Origin of the sequence: Cupriavidus respiraculi (genome assembly GCF_914271545.1) — a bacterium.
GTDB classification, from domain to species: Bacteria; Pseudomonadota; Gammaproteobacteria; order Burkholderiales; family Burkholderiaceae; genus Cupriavidus; species Cupriavidus respiraculi.
Map to the genome: position 1 here is coordinate 67203 of NZ_CAJZAH010000001.1, position 16314 is coordinate 83516.

13 protein-coding genes are annotated in these 16314 nt (G+C 69.9%); 5 read left to right on the plus strand and 8 right to left on the minus strand.

Features of this window, described 5'->3' with window-relative positions:
• Positions 1 to 34 precede the first annotated feature (34 nt).
• Entirely contained in the window at positions 35 to 808 is a 774-nt protein-coding gene (gene hutC, locus LDO27_RS00230) for a histidine utilization repressor (protein WP_222209290.1), read from the minus strand.
• Between the two features lie 321 nt (positions 809 to 1129).
• On the opposite strand from hutC, the gene LDO27_RS00235 reads away from it, so the two are divergent.
• From LDO27_RS00235 to LDO27_RS00245, 3 genes are read left to right on the plus strand one after another with little or no spacing between them, the layout of a single operon-like run.
• A complete protein-coding gene (locus LDO27_RS00235; protein ID WP_224038923.1) occupies positions 1130 to 2140 on the plus strand; it encodes a Bug family tripartite tricarboxylate transporter substrate binding protein in 1011 nt (336 codons plus the stop codon).
• A 59-nt stretch (positions 2141 to 2199) separates the two neighbouring features.
• Positions 2200 to 3225 (plus strand): ornithine cyclodeaminase family protein, encoded by a 1026-nt coding sequence (locus tag LDO27_RS00240; RefSeq protein WP_224038924.1) that lies wholly within the window; start codon positions 2200 to 2202, stop codon positions 3223 to 3225.
• An 11-nt stretch (positions 3226 to 3236) separates the two neighbouring features.
• Positions 3237 to 4055 (plus strand): phosphate/phosphite/phosphonate ABC transporter substrate-binding protein, encoded by an 819-nt coding sequence (locus LDO27_RS00245; RefSeq protein WP_224038925.1) that lies wholly within the window; start codon positions 3237 to 3239, stop codon positions 4053 to 4055.
• 27 nt (positions 4056 to 4082) lie between these two features.
• Here the strand turns inward: LDO27_RS00245 and LDO27_RS00250 are convergent, their stop codons facing one another.
• Positions 4083 to 4607 (minus strand): lipocalin family protein, encoded by a 525-nt coding sequence (locus LDO27_RS00250; RefSeq protein WP_224040740.1) that lies wholly within the window; start codon positions 4605 to 4607, stop codon positions 4083 to 4085.
• A 426-nt stretch (positions 4608 to 5033) separates the two neighbouring features.
• Here LDO27_RS00250 and LDO27_RS00255 point away from each other — a divergent pair, with 426 nt between their 5' ends.
• Positions 5034 to 10202 (plus strand): autotransporter domain-containing protein, encoded by a 5169-nt coding sequence (locus LDO27_RS00255; protein WP_290368784.1) that lies wholly within the window; start codon positions 5034 to 5036, stop codon positions 10200 to 10202.
• Between the two features lie 30 nt (positions 10203 to 10232).
• Here LDO27_RS00255 and LDO27_RS00260 read toward each other — a convergent pair whose 3' ends face one another.
• Complete coding sequence (locus LDO27_RS00260) at positions 10233 to 10610, minus strand: hypothetical protein (RefSeq protein WP_224038926.1); 378 nt, start codon at positions 10608 to 10610, stop codon at positions 10233 to 10235.
• Positions 10611 to 10725: 115 nt separating this feature from the next.
• Positions 10726 to 10977 (minus strand): hypothetical protein, encoded by a 252-nt coding sequence (locus LDO27_RS00265; RefSeq protein WP_224038928.1) that lies wholly within the window; start codon positions 10975 to 10977, stop codon positions 10726 to 10728.
• Between the two features lie 271 nt (positions 10978 to 11248).
• On the opposite strand from LDO27_RS00265, the gene LDO27_RS00270 reads away from it, so the two are divergent.
• Positions 11249 to 12373, plus strand: coding sequence for an AGE family epimerase/isomerase (locus tag LDO27_RS00270; protein ID WP_224038930.1), 1125 nt, complete (start codon positions 11249 to 11251; stop codon positions 12371 to 12373).
• Between the two features lie 32 nt (positions 12374 to 12405).
• Here LDO27_RS00270 and LDO27_RS00275 read toward each other — a convergent pair whose 3' ends face one another.
• The 4 genes from LDO27_RS00275 to LDO27_RS00290 all read right to left on the minus strand — a co-directional run bounded on the left by LDO27_RS00275 (position 12406) and on the right by LDO27_RS00290 (position 15900).
• Complete coding sequence (locus tag LDO27_RS00275; RefSeq protein WP_222209276.1) at positions 12406 to 12774, minus strand: hypothetical protein; 369 nt, start codon at positions 12772 to 12774, stop codon at positions 12406 to 12408.
• 89 nt (positions 12775 to 12863) lie between these two features.
• Positions 12864 to 13547, minus strand: coding sequence for an alpha/beta hydrolase (locus LDO27_RS00280; protein ID WP_224038932.1), 684 nt, complete (start codon positions 13545 to 13547; stop codon positions 12864 to 12866).
• A gap of 112 nt (positions 13548 to 13659) precedes the next feature.
• Positions 13660 to 13983 carry a hypothetical protein gene (locus LDO27_RS00285; protein WP_377747435.1) on the minus strand — a complete coding sequence of 108 codons (324 nt, stop codon included), beginning with the start codon at positions 13981 to 13983 and terminating at the stop codon, positions 13660 to 13662.
• A gap of 180 nt (positions 13984 to 14163) precedes the next feature.
• Positions 14164 to 15900, minus strand: a complete 1737-nt coding sequence (locus LDO27_RS00290; RefSeq protein WP_224038935.1) for an FAD-dependent oxidoreductase — start codon at positions 15898 to 15900, stop codon at positions 14164 to 14166.
• Positions 15901 to 16314 lie beyond the last annotated feature (414 nt).

Below are 16314 nucleotides of genomic sequence, written 5' to 3' on the forward strand. Positions count from 1 at the left end.
GCCTGCGCCGCGCATGCGCCGCGCATGTGCCTCGCTAGCGCAGCGGCTGGCCCAGCGTGCCGGCGAACTGATAGCGTCCTCCCGGATGCCACAACACCGCCAGCGAGGCCACCGCGTCCCGCGAGAAGGTGCGGCGGCGCAGCACCAGCGCCGGCTCGTCCGGCGCGATGGCCAGCATGCCGGCCACTTCCGCGGTGGGCAGCCGGGCTTCGATCTGGTATTCGACCCGCTGCAGCGGAGCCACCTTCATCAGGTGCTCGTTCGGCGTGACCGCGCCGAAATCGAGGTCCAGATAGGCCGGCACCAGTGCCGGATTCACCCAGCGGTCTTCGACCTGGATCGGCGTGTCGTTCTCGTAGTGCAGGATCAGCGAGTGGAACAGCATGCTGCGCGGGGCAAGGCCGAACTGCGCCGCCAGGGCCTTGGTGGCGCGCTGGCGCTCCAGCCGGTACAGCGCACTGCGATGGCGGTGTCCGCGCAGCCGGATCTCGTCCGCGATGCTGCGGATTTCCACCAGCGTGGCCTGGTACTTCTGCGGCGCGACATAGGTGCCCGCGCCCTTGCGGCGGGTCAGCACGCCTTCGGCCTCCAGCTCGTTGAGCGCGCGGTTGACCGTCATGCGCGAGACGCCGAACTGCTCGGCCAGCCGCATCTCCGGCGGAATGGCGTCGCCTTCGGTCCACGCGCCCTCGCCGATCTGCGCGAGCACATGGTCCTTGATGCGCTGGAACGCGGGCGTGGGCACTGGAGAGGCGGCGGCCGGCGGTTCGGTTGCGGCCGTACTGGCCGCTGTACGCGCACGGGTCATCGTGGCGTTCTCCTTTGTCGTTGTCGTTGTCGTAGCCTGCGTTGCGCCGGGGCGACCCCGGCATGGTGCATCCCGCCCACATCGCCCGGATTCGGGGAAACCCGCACCGCACGCGGTCGCACCGCCGCGAAGGCGGCACCATCGTCGTGCGGAATCGCGCCTTATGCGAAATCCGCTTTTCGATAGCCGGAAAGTTGTCTATACAGAAAGCGTATTGCTGTTTAGGATCAGTCTATACAAGGAACTCGGCCGGGCAAAGCGGCATGTCTGCCCCAGGCGCCTTTCGTTGTGATGTCATCCCATTCCAAGCCGGAGGAACCCGTGAAGCGATCCCTGCGTAGTGTTGCATTGTCCGTGCTGGCAGCGTTGCCATGCCTTGCCGCCAGCGGGGCGGCGTCCGCGCAGGGCGCTTCGCAGCCGACCACGCCGGGCGCCTACCCGAGCCGCGCGGTGCGCATCATCGTGCCGTTCGCCGCGGGCGGCGTGGCCGACGTCCTGCCGCGGCTGGTGGGCGCGAAGCTGGCGGAGAAATGGGGCCAGCCCGTGGTGGTGGACAACAAGCCCGGCGCGGCCGGCAACATCGGCATGGAGATGGTCGCGCGCGCCGCGCCCGACGGCTACACGCTCGGCCTCGCGCCGGCGGGCAACCTCACCGTCAATCCCATCCTCTTTCCGAAGCTGTCGTTCGACGTCCGCGATCTGGCGCCCGTGACGATGCTGGCCTCGTCGCCAAATGTGCTGGTGGTCCATCCCGAGGTGCCGGCGCGCTCGCTCAAGGAGCTGGTGTCGTATGCGAAGGCCAATCCCGGCAAGCTCAATTTCTCGTCGCCGGGCAATGGCAGCGGCGCCCATCTGGCCGGAGAGCTGTTCAACCTGGAAGCCGGCATCCGCTCCGTGCACGTGCCCTACAACGGCATGGCGCCGGCATTGAAGGACGTGCTGGCCGGCCAGGTGCAGATGATGTTCGGCGGCATCTCGGTGGTGCTGCCGCATGTGCAGGCTGGCAAGCTGGTGCCGCTGGCGATAGCGGGGCCCAGGCGCCTGCCGCAGTTGCCCAACGTGCCGACCGTTGCGGAGTCCGGCTATCCCGGCTTCGACGTGACCTCCTGGTACGGCCTGGTGGCCCCGAAGGGCACGCCGGAAGCAGTCGTGCGCAAATGGCAGGCGGAGGTCGCGCAGGTGCTGCGCGAGCCCGACGTGCGCGACAAGCTCGCCGGTCTCGGCCTGGAGCCCGTGGGCAACAGCCCGCAGGCGTTCGGCAGCACCATCGCCGCCGAGACGCTGAAGTGGCGGGCCATCGTCCACCGCGCCAATATTCCGCCGCTGCAGTAGGCGGACGAGCGAACTACCATCCGGGCACATTCGTCCCGGGGCAATATCTGGAGACATCGATGCAGACTGCGCAAGCCAAGGGCCACGAGATCCACCTGACCTACCTCAACGGCCCCGACGTGGCCGAACTGGCGCTGACCGACGCGGAAATCCTCGCGGCGGTGGAGGCCGCGCTCGCCGCGCAGGGCCGCCGCGAAACGGTGATCGAGCCCCGCGTGCACCTGGTGCCCGAATCCTCGGACAAGGGCCACTTCAACGTGCTGCGCGGCTACATCAAGCCGCTGCACGTGGCCGGGGTCAAGGTGGTGTCGGACTACGTCGACAACTACAAGCAGGGCCTGCCGTCCGAAATGGCGCTGCTGAACCTGTTCGATCCCGACAACGGCACGCCGCTGGCCGTGATCGACGCCACCGCGATCACCGACATGCGCACCGGCGCGGTGACCGCGCTCGGAGCCAAACATCTGGCGCGCAAGGACAGCAAGGTGCTCGGCCATATCGGCGCGCGCGGCACCTCCTACTGGAATGTGCGGCTGCTCGATTCGCTGTTCGACTTCGACGAGATCCGCGTGCATTCGCGTCGCCCCGAGAGCCGCGATGCCTTCGCGGCGCGGCTCACGCGCGACCTCGGCAAGCCGGTGATCGTGACCGAGGACTGGGAGTCGTGCGTCAGGGGCGCCGATATCGTGGTGGAGGCCTCGCGCCTGCCGCAGCCCGAGCCCATGCTCAGGACCGCATGGATCCGGCCCGGCGCGCTGGTGATTCCCTACGGCACGATGAGCGCGGTCGAGCTGTCGCTGACCGACATCATGGCCAAGATGGTGGTGGACGACTGGGGCCAATGCCGCAAGGGCCTGCCGTTCGGCGCGCTGCGCCAGCATGTCGATTCGGGCCGGCTCAACGAGGAGAACCTGCACGCCGAGCTGGGCCAGATCGTGGCGGGCATGAAGCCCGGCCGCGAGAACGACGAGGAGACCATCCTGTTCTGGCATCGGGGATTGTCCACCACCGATATTGCGCTGGGCCACGCCATGCTGGAGAAGGCGCGCGCGCTGGGCATCGGCCAGTCGCTGCGCTTCGCGTGAGAGAGACCGGCATGGCCACGCAGGCCCGCGTCGGCATCGCGTCGTTCCGCATGTACAACGCCACGGACGACGTCGCCCGCGCGTGGGCGGCGCTGTTCCGGCGTGTCTTCGCCGAGCTGGACCTGGCGGTGGAGGTCGTGCCGCACGCCTGGCCGGCGTCGCTGGTGGCGCTGTGGCAGCGCACCGACCTCGTGTGCGGCTTCATGTGCGGGCTGCCGTTCGTCGAAGGCGCGGCCGACGTGGTTCCCTTGGCGGTGCCGGTGCCATCGCCGCCGCGCTACGGCGACCAGCCGCGCTACCTGAGCGAGTTGCTGGTGCGCGAGGACAGCGGCTGGCTGACGTTGCCGGAGACGTTCGGCGCGCGCTTCGGCTGGATGGCGCGCCACTCGCAGTCCGGCTATCACGCGGCGCGCACGCTGCTGGCGGGCCATGCCGCCGCGGGGCAGCGGCTGTACGACATGTCCGTCGGACCGCTCGATACGCCGGCGCGCGCGCTGGACGCGCTGCGCGAGCGGCGGATCGACGTGACGGCGCTCGATGGCTATTACCTGGACTTGTTGCGCCGCCATGCGCCGCAGCGGCTGGAGGGGGTGCGCACCATCGCGACCACGCCGTGGACGCCGATGCCGCTGCTGGTCGCCTCGGCCGCGCAGCCGGCGGAGCGCGTCGCGGCCCTGCGCGACCGGCTCGGGCGCCTGCATCGCGATCCCGCCTATACGCATCTGCTGGCCGACGTCCTGGTGCGCCGCTTCGACGCGCCGCGCATCGCGTCCTATGCGGTGCTCCAGCAGATGGGGCGCGAGGGCGCCCACTATCCCGACATCGTGTGACGCAAGGCGCGAGCGCCGGCTCGCGCGTCAGGCGGGCTGCGGTTGTCGCTCGGCCGCGGGTTCGTGCTGGGTCGGCCTGAGAAGGCTGAGGTCGTAGCCCAGTTCGTGCACGCGGCTGGTCAGCATGTCCCAGGTCGCCACGTCGGGCCGGGGACTGCGATGCAGGATCCACAGGTACTTGCCCGAGGGCTCGCCGACGATCGACCAGCTGTAGTCGTCGGCGTGGTCGAGCACCCAGTAGTCGCCCACGTAGAACGGCCCGAAAAACGACACCTTCAACTTGGCCTTGCCCGCCTCGTCGACCACCTTGGCCTTGCCGTGCGAGGCGCGCGGCTTGCCGTCCTCGTCGCGGCCGCAGGTGTTGATCACCTCGATCAGGCCATCGTCGCGCAGCGCGTAGTCGGCCGTCACGGCATCGCAGCCGCGCTCGAAGCGATTGTCGTAGCGGGCCAGTTCGTACCAGCGTCCCAGGTAGCGTTCGAGTTCGACCGGCTTGGCGGGCTGCGGCACGTTGGGGTTGCCGACGGGCGCGCGGGCGTGCGCGTTGAACATGGCATAGGCACCGATGCCGGCGCCGAGCGCGGCCAGGGTGGCCAGCGCGGTGGTGGCAGGGGAAGCTTTCACGTTGCGGTTCCTTGCTGGGTAGCGTCGAGCCAGTCTAGGCGCCGCGAGCGCCGGGCGGCATCGGCCTGTGTCCTACGGGCGAGGCGGCGCTAATCCTTTGCGACTACCGCGCCGGCGGTAGCGCGGGCTGGCGTTTGCCGGCGGGTCAGCGCGGGCGCGGGGTGGGCGGCCGTCAACCCCTCCTAAGTCGGTGTGGGGTGGCGCGCGTGTCGCCGTGGCCGAGGTTGCGAGAATCGCGCGGCGCGCGCTATAAGACCTGCTCGCCACTTTTTCCTGCCCGCCGTGCGTCCTTCTCGGACGACATGTGCCTCGCATCGCCTTGCATCGACGGCAGGATCGACCGAGCCGCCCACCATGTCCCGACACCACCGTACCCCTCCGCGCCATGCCTCGACGCACCGCGCCACGTCCCCGCGTCCGCACCAGATCGCCGTCGCCGTGGCGCTGGCCATGTCGCTGCCGCAGGCCGCCCATGCCTACTCCAGCGGCGGCGCCGCGACGGGCGATGGCGCGTACGGCGGAGGCGGCAGCTGGTTCGTCACGGGCCAGGGCTCCAACGGCGGGCCGATCGACGCCGGCGGCGTGGGCGATACGGGTGGTGCCGGCGGCGGCAGCGGCGGCTTTCTCACGACCGGCGGCCCGGTAGTGGGGACCCTGACCGGCTTCGCCGGCGGCGCGGGCCTGTCCGCCGCCGCCGCGGTCGATGGCCGTGCCCAGGGCGGCGGCGGCGGCGGCGCGGGACTGCAGCTGGAGACGACCGCGGGCCCGCCACTGACAGCCGAGACGAGCGGCGCGATGACGGGGGGCAGGGGTGGTGACGGTGGTGCCAGCGCTGCCGTACAGGCGGGTGACACGGGGTATGGCACCGGGGGCGGCGGTGGTGGGGGCGATGGCGTCGGGCTGACCGACGTCTACCTGACAAACTACGGCAGGCTGCAAGGCGGAGAGGGCGGCGCCGGCGGCATGTCGCTCGTGAATGGCGGTGGCTACGGGGGGGCCGGCGGCCATGGCGGCAATGGCATCTGGTCGGCGTCCTACACCCGGATCTTCAACTACGGGCTCGTCGTTGGCGGGACCGGTGGCGCCGCGGGCCACGGTGGCTCGGGTGGGATGCCTGGCACCGCTGGCCGGGGCGGCGACGGGATCCGCATCGGCGCGGGATATGTCGCGAATCAAGGCACCATTGCCGGCGGCAGCGGCGGTACGGCGGATGGAATGATGTCGGGCGCCGGCGGCGACGGTGTCTCCATGTCTTCCGGCATGCTGCTCAACAGCGGCACCATCATCGGGGGCGCCGGCGGCGCGGTGGCTGGCGCGGGCGTCGTGATGAACGGCGGCACCGGCGCCGTGCAACTGATCAATGAGGGCTACATTGGCGGCGGCCTCGATAGCGCCAATGTGCGGCAGGACGCCGTGCGTCTGTCAGGCATCGCCGCCGAGCTCACGCTGCATGGCGGCTCGATGATCGTCGGCAACGTGGTCAATACCGCGGCGGCGGGCAGGCTGATCCTGGGCGGGACGGCGGCCGGCTCGTTCAACGTCTCCGGCATTGGCGCCACCAGGCAATACCGAGGCTTCCAGCAGTTCGCGAAGACCGGCACCGGCACATGGGGGCTCACGGGCACCACCGCCGAGCTGACGCCGTGGCGCCTGGAAGAAGGCGTGCTGTCGGTCTCTTCCGATGCCTCCCTGGGCGCCGCGGCGGGCGGCCTGACCTTCAATGGCGGCACGCTGCGCGTCACTGGCGATGGCATGACGTCGACGGCGCGCAACGTCATGCTCGAGTCGGGCGGCGGCACCATCGACGTCAGCCAGGCCGCGCCGCTTTCGCTCACCGGCGTGGTCTCCGGCACGGGCACGCTGACAAAAGCAGGCAATGGCACGCTGGAGCTCACTGGCGCCAATGCGTTCGGCGACCTCGTGGTCCTCGGCGGAAGCGTGCTCGGTGACGCGGCGTCCTTGCAGGGCAACATCGACCAGCGCGGCGCGTTCGTCGAATTCCGCCAGGACACCGACGCCTCCTACAGCGGCAACCTGTTCTCGAGCGCAGGCCAGGGCCTCATGCGCAAGAGCGGCGCCGGCACGCTGACGCTGACAGGCACCAATTCGCTGGCCTGGGTCATCACGGATGGAACGCTGGCCAGCACCGCGCAGAACTTCACCAACAACATCAGCACCACCACGGCCTTCGCGACGTTCCGGCTGCAGCAGCCGACCAACGGCACCTATACCGGCGTGGTGGGTGGTGTGGGCGTGTTCGAAAAGACCGGTGCGGGCACGCTGACGCTGACGCGCGACAGCAGCAGCTTCTCCGGCACCAGCCGCGTCACCGCCGGCACCCTGCGGGTCGACGGCAAACTGGGCAGCCCTTCGGGCGGACGCACCGACATACTGAGCGGTGGCACGCTGACGGGTTCCGGCACGGTGGGCAGCACCACCGTCGCGGCGGGCGGCACGCTGGCGGCCAGCAGCCTGAACGGCACGCTGACCGTCGACGGCAACCTCGACCTGCAAGCCGGGTCCGCTTTCCAGGCCGCGCTCGGTACGCCTAGCGCGACGCCGCTGGTCGATGTGCGCGGCAACCTGGCGATCGGCGGCACGCTGTCTTTCAGCGATGCCGGGGGGCTGAGCACCGGCGTCTATCGCCTGATGAACTACGGCGGCAGCCTTACCATCAGCAACCTCGGGTTCGGGACTTTCCCCTCGGGCTGGAATGCGTCCGACTTCGTGGTTCAGTTTCTGACGGGCGCCAAGCAGGTCAACCTGATCAATATCGGCAGCGCCACGCTGCAGTTCTGGGACGGCGGCGACACGGCGGGCTACAACAACGGCACCATCGACGGCGGTGCTGGCACCTGGAGCGCGGGCGGCAATGCCTGGACCGACAGCGCAGGCCGCTTCAACGGCGCGGCACGGCCCTCGCCGGGCTTCGCCATTTTCCAGGGCAATGGCGGCACGGTCGCAGTCGACAACAGCGCGGGCGCGGTATCCGCCACCGGCATGCAGTTCGCGGTGGACGGCTATCGCCTCGAAGGCGACGCGATCGCGCTGGCCGGCGCGGGCGGCGAATCGGTAGTGCGCGTGGGAGATGGCTCCGCGGCGGGCGCGTCCATGCGGGCCACCATCGCCGCCGAGCTGACTGGCGATACCGCGCTCGTCAAGCAGGACCGCGGCACGCTGGTGCTCGGCGGGGTCAACAGCTACCAGCGCGGCACCCGTGTTCTGGGCGGCACGCTGCAGATCTCGGCCGACCACAATCTCGGGCTCGCCGGCACCGGCGTCACGCTGGGCGGCGGTACGCTCGCGACGACCGCGGATATCGCCACCGCGCGCGGCATCACGCTGGACGGCGAAGGCGCCTTCGAGGTGGCCGGCGGCACCACGCTCGCGCTGTCGGGCAACGTGGCGGGCGGCACGCTGGACAAGCGCGGCGCGGGCACGCTGCGCCTGAGCGGCGCGAACGACTACGCGGCCACGCGCGTGTACGCCGGCACGCTCGCGGGCAACGCCGCGTCGCTGCGCGGCGACATCGCCAATGCGGGCACGGTGCTCTTCGAGCAGGACAGCGACGCCAGCTTCGGCGGCAATATCACCGCGCTCGACGGCACCCGTGGCGCCATGCTCAAGACCGGCGCCGGCGCGCTGCGGCTCGATGGCGCCAGTGCGCTGGACTGGACGATCGACGGTGGCCGCCTCGTCGCCAGCGCGGGCCGCTACAGCGGCAATACCACCATCGGGGGCAGCGGCACCCTGGTGCTGGACGAGAGCACCGATGCCGGATATGGCGGCGTGGTGTCCGGCACCGGCACGCTGCACAAGACGGGCGCGGGCGCGCTCACGCTCGGCGGCGACAGCAGCGCCTTCGCCGGCAACACTACGGTATCGGCCGGCACGCTCGTCGTAGGCACGCAGGGGCAGGGCGCGCTCGGCGGCAACGTGGCCGTGCAGCGGGGCGCCACGCTGTCGGGCTCGGGCTCGGTGGGCAGCGCCGTGATCGGCGCGGGCGGCACGCTCGCACCGGGCAATGGCGTCGGCACGCTCGCCGTGAAGGGCGACCTGACGTTCGAGGCCGGCTCGTCCTATCGCGTCGAGGCGGCGCCGGACGGCAGCAGCGATCTGGTGGACGTGGGGGGCATCGCGCGCCTGGGCGGCGGCTCGGTGGTGCACGTCGGCCCCGACGGCCAGTTCTCGCCGCTGATGCGCTATACGATCCTGCGCGCGGCGGCCGTGGAAGGCCGTTTCACGCAGGTGTCGTCCGACTATGCGTACCTGACGGCGGCGCTGGACTACAGCGACCCCAACGCGGTCGGCATGACGCTGGAGCGCCGCAGCGAAGGCGGCTCGCCGATCCGCTTCGCAGACCTCGCCACCACCGCGAACCAGCGCGCCGTGGCCAACGCGCTGGAAACGCTGCCGCGGACCAGCGGCCTGTACCAGGCCGTGCTGACGCTGCCGGACGGCGCGCCGGCGGCCGCGTTCAACGCCCTGTCCGGCGAAGCGCATGCGAGCGCGTCCTCGGCGCTGCAAGGCGCCAGCGCCGCGGTGCGCACCCTGCCGTTGAGCCGTTTGCGCGCCAATCTGTCGGCCGGTCTGCTGCCCGGCGTGCCGACCGCGCAGGCGCCGCTTGCGCAGACGGTCATGAGCGATGCCCCGTCCTATAGCGCGGCGATGCTGCCGCGCTCGGCAGCCATGCCGGCGTGGGCGCAGGTCGTCGGCAACTGGGAGCGCCTGGGCAGCGGCGAGGCCGCCACCGTGCGCCAGAACACCGGCGGCCTGTTCGTCGGTGCCGACCACGAGGTGGGCAACAGCGGCTGGCGCCTGGGCGCATTGCTGGGCTATACCGACGGCCGCGTGCGCGCCGACGGGCTGGGTTCCACGGCGGACGTTCGCAGCTACAACGCGGCGCTGTATGGCGGCCGCAGCTACGACGCGGGCGTGGGCAAGCTGAGCGTGATGCTGGGCGGCGCCTACACCTGGCACGATATCGAAACGCGCCGGCATATCGGCGTCGCGTCGCTGAATCAGACGCTGACCGCGGACTACAGTGCCGGCAACACGCAGTTGTTCACCGAGGTGGGGTACACGCTGCAAACCGGCGCGCGCGCGGCGCTCGAGCCGTTCGCGGGCGTAGCCTGGAGCGACCAGCGCACGCGTGGCTTCAGCGAGCAGGGCGGCGACGCCGCACTCTCCGGCCAGTCGCGCCGCGACACGCTGACCACTACGTCGCTCGGGCTGCGTGCGAGAACCGGGCTGACGCTGGGCACGCTGGACCTCGATGTCAGCGGCGCGCTCGGCTGGCGCCATGCGTTCGGCGACGTCACGCCCGGTACCACGCTGGCCTTCCAGGGCAGCCAGTCATTTACGGTGGCCGGCGCGCCGATCGCACGCGATGCGGCGCTGGTCGAGCTGGGCGTGAGCGCGCGCGTGAGCGAGGCGGTGGCGGTCGGCGTCGGCTATTCGGGCCAGTTCGGCGGAGGCAACCGCGCCAACGCCGGCAATATCAACGTGCGCTGGCGCTATTGAACGACGCGGCAAGACGCGCGCGCCCTGTCGTCAGGGGGCGCGTGAAGGGCGCGTTGCGGGCTCGGGCTGCCTGAGCGTCTTGGTCGGGCCAAAGGCCCGAGCGCGCTCGCGCAGCGGCGACGCCGGCAGATCCGGCGTCCTGCGATGCCATTCCTCGTCGATGTCCGGCACCACGTCGTACTCGCCGCGAACGATGCGTACGATGGTGTTGCACACGCCGATCGCACCCGGCGGTCCCGCGCATACCATGCTGCGCGGCTGCTGCGCATGGCGGGGAATCGCGTAGACCTCCATGCCGTCCCGATACAGCGGATGGGTGCGCAGCCGCGCATTGACCATCTCGACGAAATGCAGCGGTGAGATAACGGGCTTTTGCGGGATGGGCTTGTCGCCGGTCGGCATTTCCATGGCCGTCTCCATTGCCGAAGTGGAAAGAGTCGCTGGGTACGGATTGTTGGGGGACGGGCCCGCGGCCACGGTCGGGGCCGTGGCGGCGAATCGCGCGGGATGCGGTTCGGTCCCTTCAGGCCCGGCCGCCGCACTCCCCGGCGGTGCGAGGGCCATGGAGCAGGAGGTTGCCGGCGGCCCATGCGGCCGCTTCGGCCTGGATGCGGCTCGGGTAGCTCGCCTGGCCGTCGATGGTGCAGTCGCAATCGGCGCTGCCGCAGTGTTCCTCCAGCACCAGTTGCCAGGTGTAGTGGGCCGGCGCCAGTTCGATCACATGGAGCACCACGGTGCGATGCTGGTCCGACAGGGTAAGCGGCGTGGTGGACATGGCGAGCTCCCAGGCAACTTATTCATGCTAGCACTTGCGTTACGGCATGCCAGGGCTAATTACCCCCGGCGCGGGACCACATGACGGCAGCGTCGCGCCAGGGTACGGGCGGAGTCGACCCGGATACTCCTGTGCCCCGAAAACGTGCGCGCGCGTGGACCGGCAAGCCGCAATGGACGGGCCGCCGCCCGGACGGGCTTCCGCATCGAAGGCATTTCCAGTATCTTCGGCGCTTGCCCGCATGGGCGCAGGCCGTCATCCTCTTCGCCGCATGTCCGCTACTCCGACCTCCGCTTCCCTCGTCTCCGCCCTGATCCAGCATTACGACACCAGCGTCCTGCCGCTGTGGACGGGCGCCGGCTGGCACGCGGCGATGCGCCTGCCCTACGAGGCGCTGTCCGCCGCGGACGGCAAGCCGCTGCCAGTGTCGCGCTATCGGGCCATGGCCTGCGCGCGGCAGTTGTATGTGTTCTCGCGCGATGCGCGGGACGCGGCCCACGCGGAGGTGCTGTTCGACTCGCTGCGCCGCGTCTTCGCCGACCCGCGCGGGGGCTGGTACTACAGCGTGGATGCAACGGGCGCGCCGCTGGACGACAGCAAGGACCTCTACACCCACGCCTTCGTGGTGTTCGCCTGCGCCGCGTATTTCCGCCAGTCAGGCAACGCGGCCGCGCTGGGGGTGATGCGGGAGACCGTCGACCTGATCGAAGACCGCTTCGCCGTCGCCGATGGCGCGGGCGGCCTCTACCGCGCGAGCCTCGCGGCGGATCTGCGCGCCGGCGACGACACGGTGCTGCAGAACCCGATGATGCATCTGACCGAAGCCTACCTGGCCGCGCACGCGGCCACCGGCGACGATGCCTACGCCACGCGGCTCGCGCGGCTGGCCGACGCGATGCTGCGCACCTTTGTCGATACCGCCACCGGCTGCATTGCCGAGCTGCCGCTGGGCAGCGCGGACAACCGCATCGAGCCGGGCCATCAGTTCGAGTGGTATTCGCTGGTATCGATGGGGCGCCCGCTGTTCGGCGACTCGCCGCTCGTTGCCTCGCTCGATCGTGCCTACGCGTTCGCGTGCCGCCACGGCGTTGCCGCGCAGACGCAGGGCGTCCATGCCGCGCTGGACTTGCACGGGGATCGGACCTCGGTCAAGGACGGCACGCAGCGGATCTGGGCGCAGACCGAATACGCCCGCGCGCTGGCGTTGCGCGACGATGCCGCGGCGCGCGAGGCGCTGGGGCTGTGGCTGGTGCAGTTTCCCCGTCGTTTCCTGCACGCGCGGGGATGGATGGAGTGCCTCGCCGCGGATGGGTCGGTGCTGCGCGCCGAAATGCCATCGACCACGCCTTACCATCTCGCCACGGCCTACGAGGCGCTGCGCGAGCGCGTGTCGTAGCGACAGTCGCGCCGGCGGCGCGGGCGCGCCCGTTAGTCGGTGACGCCGTGCTCGTGCAGCAGCCGGGCGCACTCGTCCAGCATGTCGTGCGCGAACGCCGACTGATAGTTCGGATCGAGCGCTTCCATCATTTCATGGGCGGCATACAGCCCGGCCTCGCGCGACAGCGTATCGGCGAGCTGGCGCGCGAGCTGGTCGCTCAGCTCCGACAGCAGGCGCCGCTCGGACAGCGCCAGTTGCAGCTTCGAGCGCTGCAGCCATTGCGCCGCGAGCGTGGCGCCCTGGGCGTCGGTGATCCACTGGCCGTGCTCGTAGAAGGCGGACAGGCGCTCGGCGGCAAGCGCGAAGACCAGCGCCTTGCGCGTGTCGAAATTGAGGATGGGAACGACGGGTTTGTTCATCGATGGCAATGCGGGAAAAACGCGAAGGACGCGCGGGGCCGTCGCGGGACGGCGTGGCGAGTCCGGAGGAAAAGCGTTGAGGGAAGGGCTTACGCGCCGATCGCGCGCAGGCGCTCCGTGAGCCAGGCCCCGATGTCCGCTATCTCCTCCAGGCAGACCGAATGCGGCATCGGATAGCTGTGCCATGTCACGGGGCATTGCAGCCGGAGCAGCGTGTCGCGTGCGAGCATGCCCAGCTGCGGCGGGACTACGTCGTCCTGGGTGCCGTGCGCCGCAAAGACCGGCGTCGCGCGATTGGCCTCGCTGATCTCCGCCTCGACCATCGCCGGCAGCGGCAGGTAGGTGGACAGCGCGATGATGCCGCCCAGCGTCTGCGGATGCGTCAGCCCCGCGGTGTAGGCGATGGCGCCGCCCTGCGAGAAGCCGGCCAGCACGATGCGCTCGGTGGCGATGCCGCGCGCGTTCTCGCTGGCGATCAGCGCGCGGATGTCCTCGCACGTCGCCCGCACGCCTGCCTCGTCGGCATGGCGCCGCGCGTCGTCCAGCGTTTCGATGTCGTACCAGGCGCGCATGATGTAGCCACCGTTGCAGGTGACCGGGATCATTGGCGCATGGGGAAAGAGAAAGCGCACCGCCATGTTGTCCGGCAGGCCAAGCTCGGGCACGACGGGCACGAAGTCGTTGCCGTCTGCGCCCAGGCCGTGCAGCCAGATGACGGTGAATTGCGGATTCGGTGCGGTTTCGACTTCGAGGGCGGGCAGAAGCTGGGTCATGGCGGTCCGGTACGTGCCGATGGAAAACGGATGGCGCGCGGGCGGGCGGGGGCGTTGCCAGCCGCCCGCCGCAGGCCGCGCGCAGTATCGCACAGACCGGCGATGGCCCCGCTCAGGCGGCCGATGGCACGATGGGGACGGTGGTCAGACCCGGCGCGACGCGCGGGGCCGGCTGGCTCGGCTGCGGGGAGTGGTTCTCCTCGATGGCGGGGACCGCGTGGTGCGAGGCTTCGCGCCGCTTGTCCACCACGTTCTCGACGCCCGTCGTGGCGACGTCTTCGAGAAAGCCAACGAGACCGCGGTAATAATCGACCTGCATCTGTGCTTCCAGCAACCGCCGCTCCGCCTGGTACAAGGCCAGGCGCATGTTCTGCACCTCCCTGGCAGCGATTCTTTCCGGCGTGGGCGCGCTTATCAGATTGCCAAACATGGTGATTCCTCCCGTACTGTCGTCGGCTTCGTGGATCTAGGTTCGTCCCTTTCGGAGCAATATAGGTAAGAATATTTCGCCCAGGCATCGGCGTACGTCTGACGTCGCACCGAACCCACAACCATCGTTGTCACCGCGCCACGGCCGGGGTAGATTGGCTGGCGGCGCGCATCGCACCGCGCGTTTTCACGCCGCCCGCGGCTGCGGCTTCGCCCGTTCGGCCAGAAAACTGTGGATCTGCGCCACGACCGCCGCGCCTTCGCCCACCGCCGCGGCCACGCGCTTGGTCGATCCCGATCGGACATCGCCAATCGCGAACACGCCCGGCACGCTGGTTTCCAGCGGATATTGCGGCGTACTTCCCGCTTCGCCCGTGGTCTCTCCCGTCAGCACGAATCCCTTCGCATCGACCCGCACATTGCAGGTCCTGAGCCACTCCGTATTGGGATCGGCGCCAATAAACAGGAATACGTGGCGCACCGGCAGCGAGGCTGGCACGTGGCCGGGCGTTTCGCTGTGGCAGCGTACCGACTCCAGCCGCTCCTCGCCTTCGAGCGCCTCGATGCGCGTGCCGGTATAGAGCGAGATATTGGGCTGCGCGGCGATGCGGTCGATCAGATAGCGCGACATGCTGGCCTCAAGGCCGGACGCGCGCACCATCATATGCACGCGCGCCGCATGCGCGGCCAGATAGACCGCGGCCTGCCCGGCCGAATTGCCGCCGCCCACGAGGATGACTTCCTCGCCGTGGCACAGCTTGGCTTCGACGGGCGACGCCCAGTAGTAGATGCCCCGTCCCTCGTACTTGTCCAGCGCCTCGATGCCGGGCCGGCGATAGGCCGCGCCGCTGGCAATGACGACGGTGCGCGCGGACACGAAGCGGCCATCTTCCAGTTCGATGCGCGACGGATGATCGCCGCAGTGCAGCGCCTTCGCGCGCAGCGGAATGGCCAGATGGGCGCCGAACTTGACTGCCTGCACGAAGGCGCGGCCCGCGAGCGCCTGGCCCGAGATGCCGGTGGGAAAACCCAGATAGTTTTCGATGCGTGCGCTTGCCCCGGCCTGTCCGCCCGGGGCCAGGCAATCGATGACGGCCACCGACAGGCCCTCGGAGGCCGCATATACCGCGGTGGCCAAGCCGGCGGGTCCCCCGCCGACCACCACCACGTCGTAGACATGCTCCGGGTCGAAGTCGGGCAGCAGACCCAGATGCGTAGCCAGCGTGCCGGGATCCGGTGCGCGCAATACCGCGCCACCGGGGCACAGCACCAGCGGCAGGTCGGCGGGGCTGGCGGCTAGCGATTCGATCGTCGAGATGGCGTCGCAATCGGTCTTGGCATCGATCACCCGATGCGGATAGCCGTTGCGCCGCAAGAAGCCCTGCAATGCCAGCAGCCGCGGCTCGTTGCCGTGACCGAGCAGGGTCAGGCCCTTGCCCAGTTCGATCAGTCCGACCCGGCGCAGGATCAGCGCACGCATGATGCGCTCGCCGAGCTCGGCCTCGGCCACGAGCAGGGCGCGCAGCCGATCCGGGGGAATGACCAGCGCCTCCACGGGGTCCAGCGCGATGCCGTCCAGCAGCGCCGGTTCCCCGGACAGTTGGCCGACCTCGGCGAGAAACTGGCCGGGCGACTGCACGCTGAGCAGATGGGGCTGGCCCATGCCGTCCTGCTGCTGCACCTGCACGCGGCCGCGCAGCAGCACATACATGCCCAGCCCGCGCTGTCCCATGGTGAAAAGAGCCTGGCCGGCATCCCAGCGCTGGACCGTGCCGAAGCGGTACAGGCGTTCGACCTCGGCGCGGGTCAGGCGCGGGTGGCGCTGGTGGTCGCGCGTCTCGAGCGGGGTGAACGGGGCATCCGCCGGAATGTCGTTGGCGGGCAGCAGTGGGGTGTCGTCCGTGGCGAGTCCGGTTTCCGTCATGCCAGTTCTCCCGTGTGTGTACTGGATAGGTCCGATGGACGGTCGCGAGGCCGGCTGCGACGGCCGGGCGGCAGCCAGTGTGCGCGCGAACCGGCGCCGCGGCAACGGGGACTGTTTCGGATATCGGGGGGGCGAGGGCGGTGCACCAGCCGGGTTTGCCAAGACAACATGCAAGCCGGTGCGAAATTTTCCTTGACTATCTACCTACCGATAGATAAAGTGACATCCATGGCATCGCTGCAGCATTCCTCCAACGAGACGGCCGCAGCGTATCCCCGCAATACCCAAGCCCGCGTGGCCTTTTTTTAGAGCGGTATATCTATCTAGTAGTAGATAACCGCGGCCCGCGAAACCACCCGTTTCCCGTCCGTACGGCTGGCCTGACCCGGCTCCGGACCCGAAAGCCACGAAGGA

Excerpts from the sequence above, each read along its gene's own strand:
- LDO27_RS00250 (WP_224040740.1), bottom strand. The coding sequence starts at position 4,607 with ATGTTCAACGCGCACGCCCGCGCGCCCGTCGGCAACCCCAACGTGCCG.
- LDO27_RS00275 (WP_222209276.1), bottom strand. The coding sequence starts at position 12,774 with ATGAACAAACCCGTCGTTCCCATCCTCAATTTCGACACGCGCAAGGCG.
- LDO27_RS00280 (WP_224038932.1), bottom strand. The coding sequence starts at position 13,547 with ATGACCCAGCTTCTGCCCGCCCTCGAAGTCGAAACCGCACCGAATCCG.
- hutC (WP_222209290.1), bottom strand. The coding sequence starts at position 808 with ATGACCCGTGCGCGTACAGCGGCCAGTACGGCCGCAACCGAACCGCCG.
- LDO27_RS00265 (WP_224038928.1), bottom strand. The coding sequence starts at position 10,977 with ATGTCCACCACGCCGCTTACCCTGTCGGACCAGCATCGCACCGTGGTG.
- LDO27_RS00290 (WP_224038935.1), bottom strand. The coding sequence starts at position 15,900 with ATGACGGAAACCGGACTCGCCACGGACGACACCCCACTGCTGCCCGCC.
- LDO27_RS00245 (WP_224038925.1), top strand. The coding sequence starts at position 3,237 with ATGGCCACGCAGGCCCGCGTCGGCATCGCGTCGTTCCGCATGTACAAC.
- LDO27_RS00240 (WP_224038924.1), top strand. The coding sequence starts at position 2,200 with ATGCAGACTGCGCAAGCCAAGGGCCACGAGATCCACCTGACCTACCTC.
- LDO27_RS00255 (WP_290368784.1), top strand. The coding sequence starts at position 5,034 with ATGTCCCGACACCACCGTACCCCTCCGCGCCATGCCTCGACGCACCGC.
- LDO27_RS00270 (WP_224038930.1), top strand. The coding sequence starts at position 11,249 with ATGTCCGCTACTCCGACCTCCGCTTCCCTCGTCTCCGCCCTGATCCAG.
- LDO27_RS00260 (WP_224038926.1), bottom strand. The coding sequence starts at position 10,610 with ATGGAAATGCCGACCGGCGACAAGCCCATCCCGCAAAAGCCCGTTATC.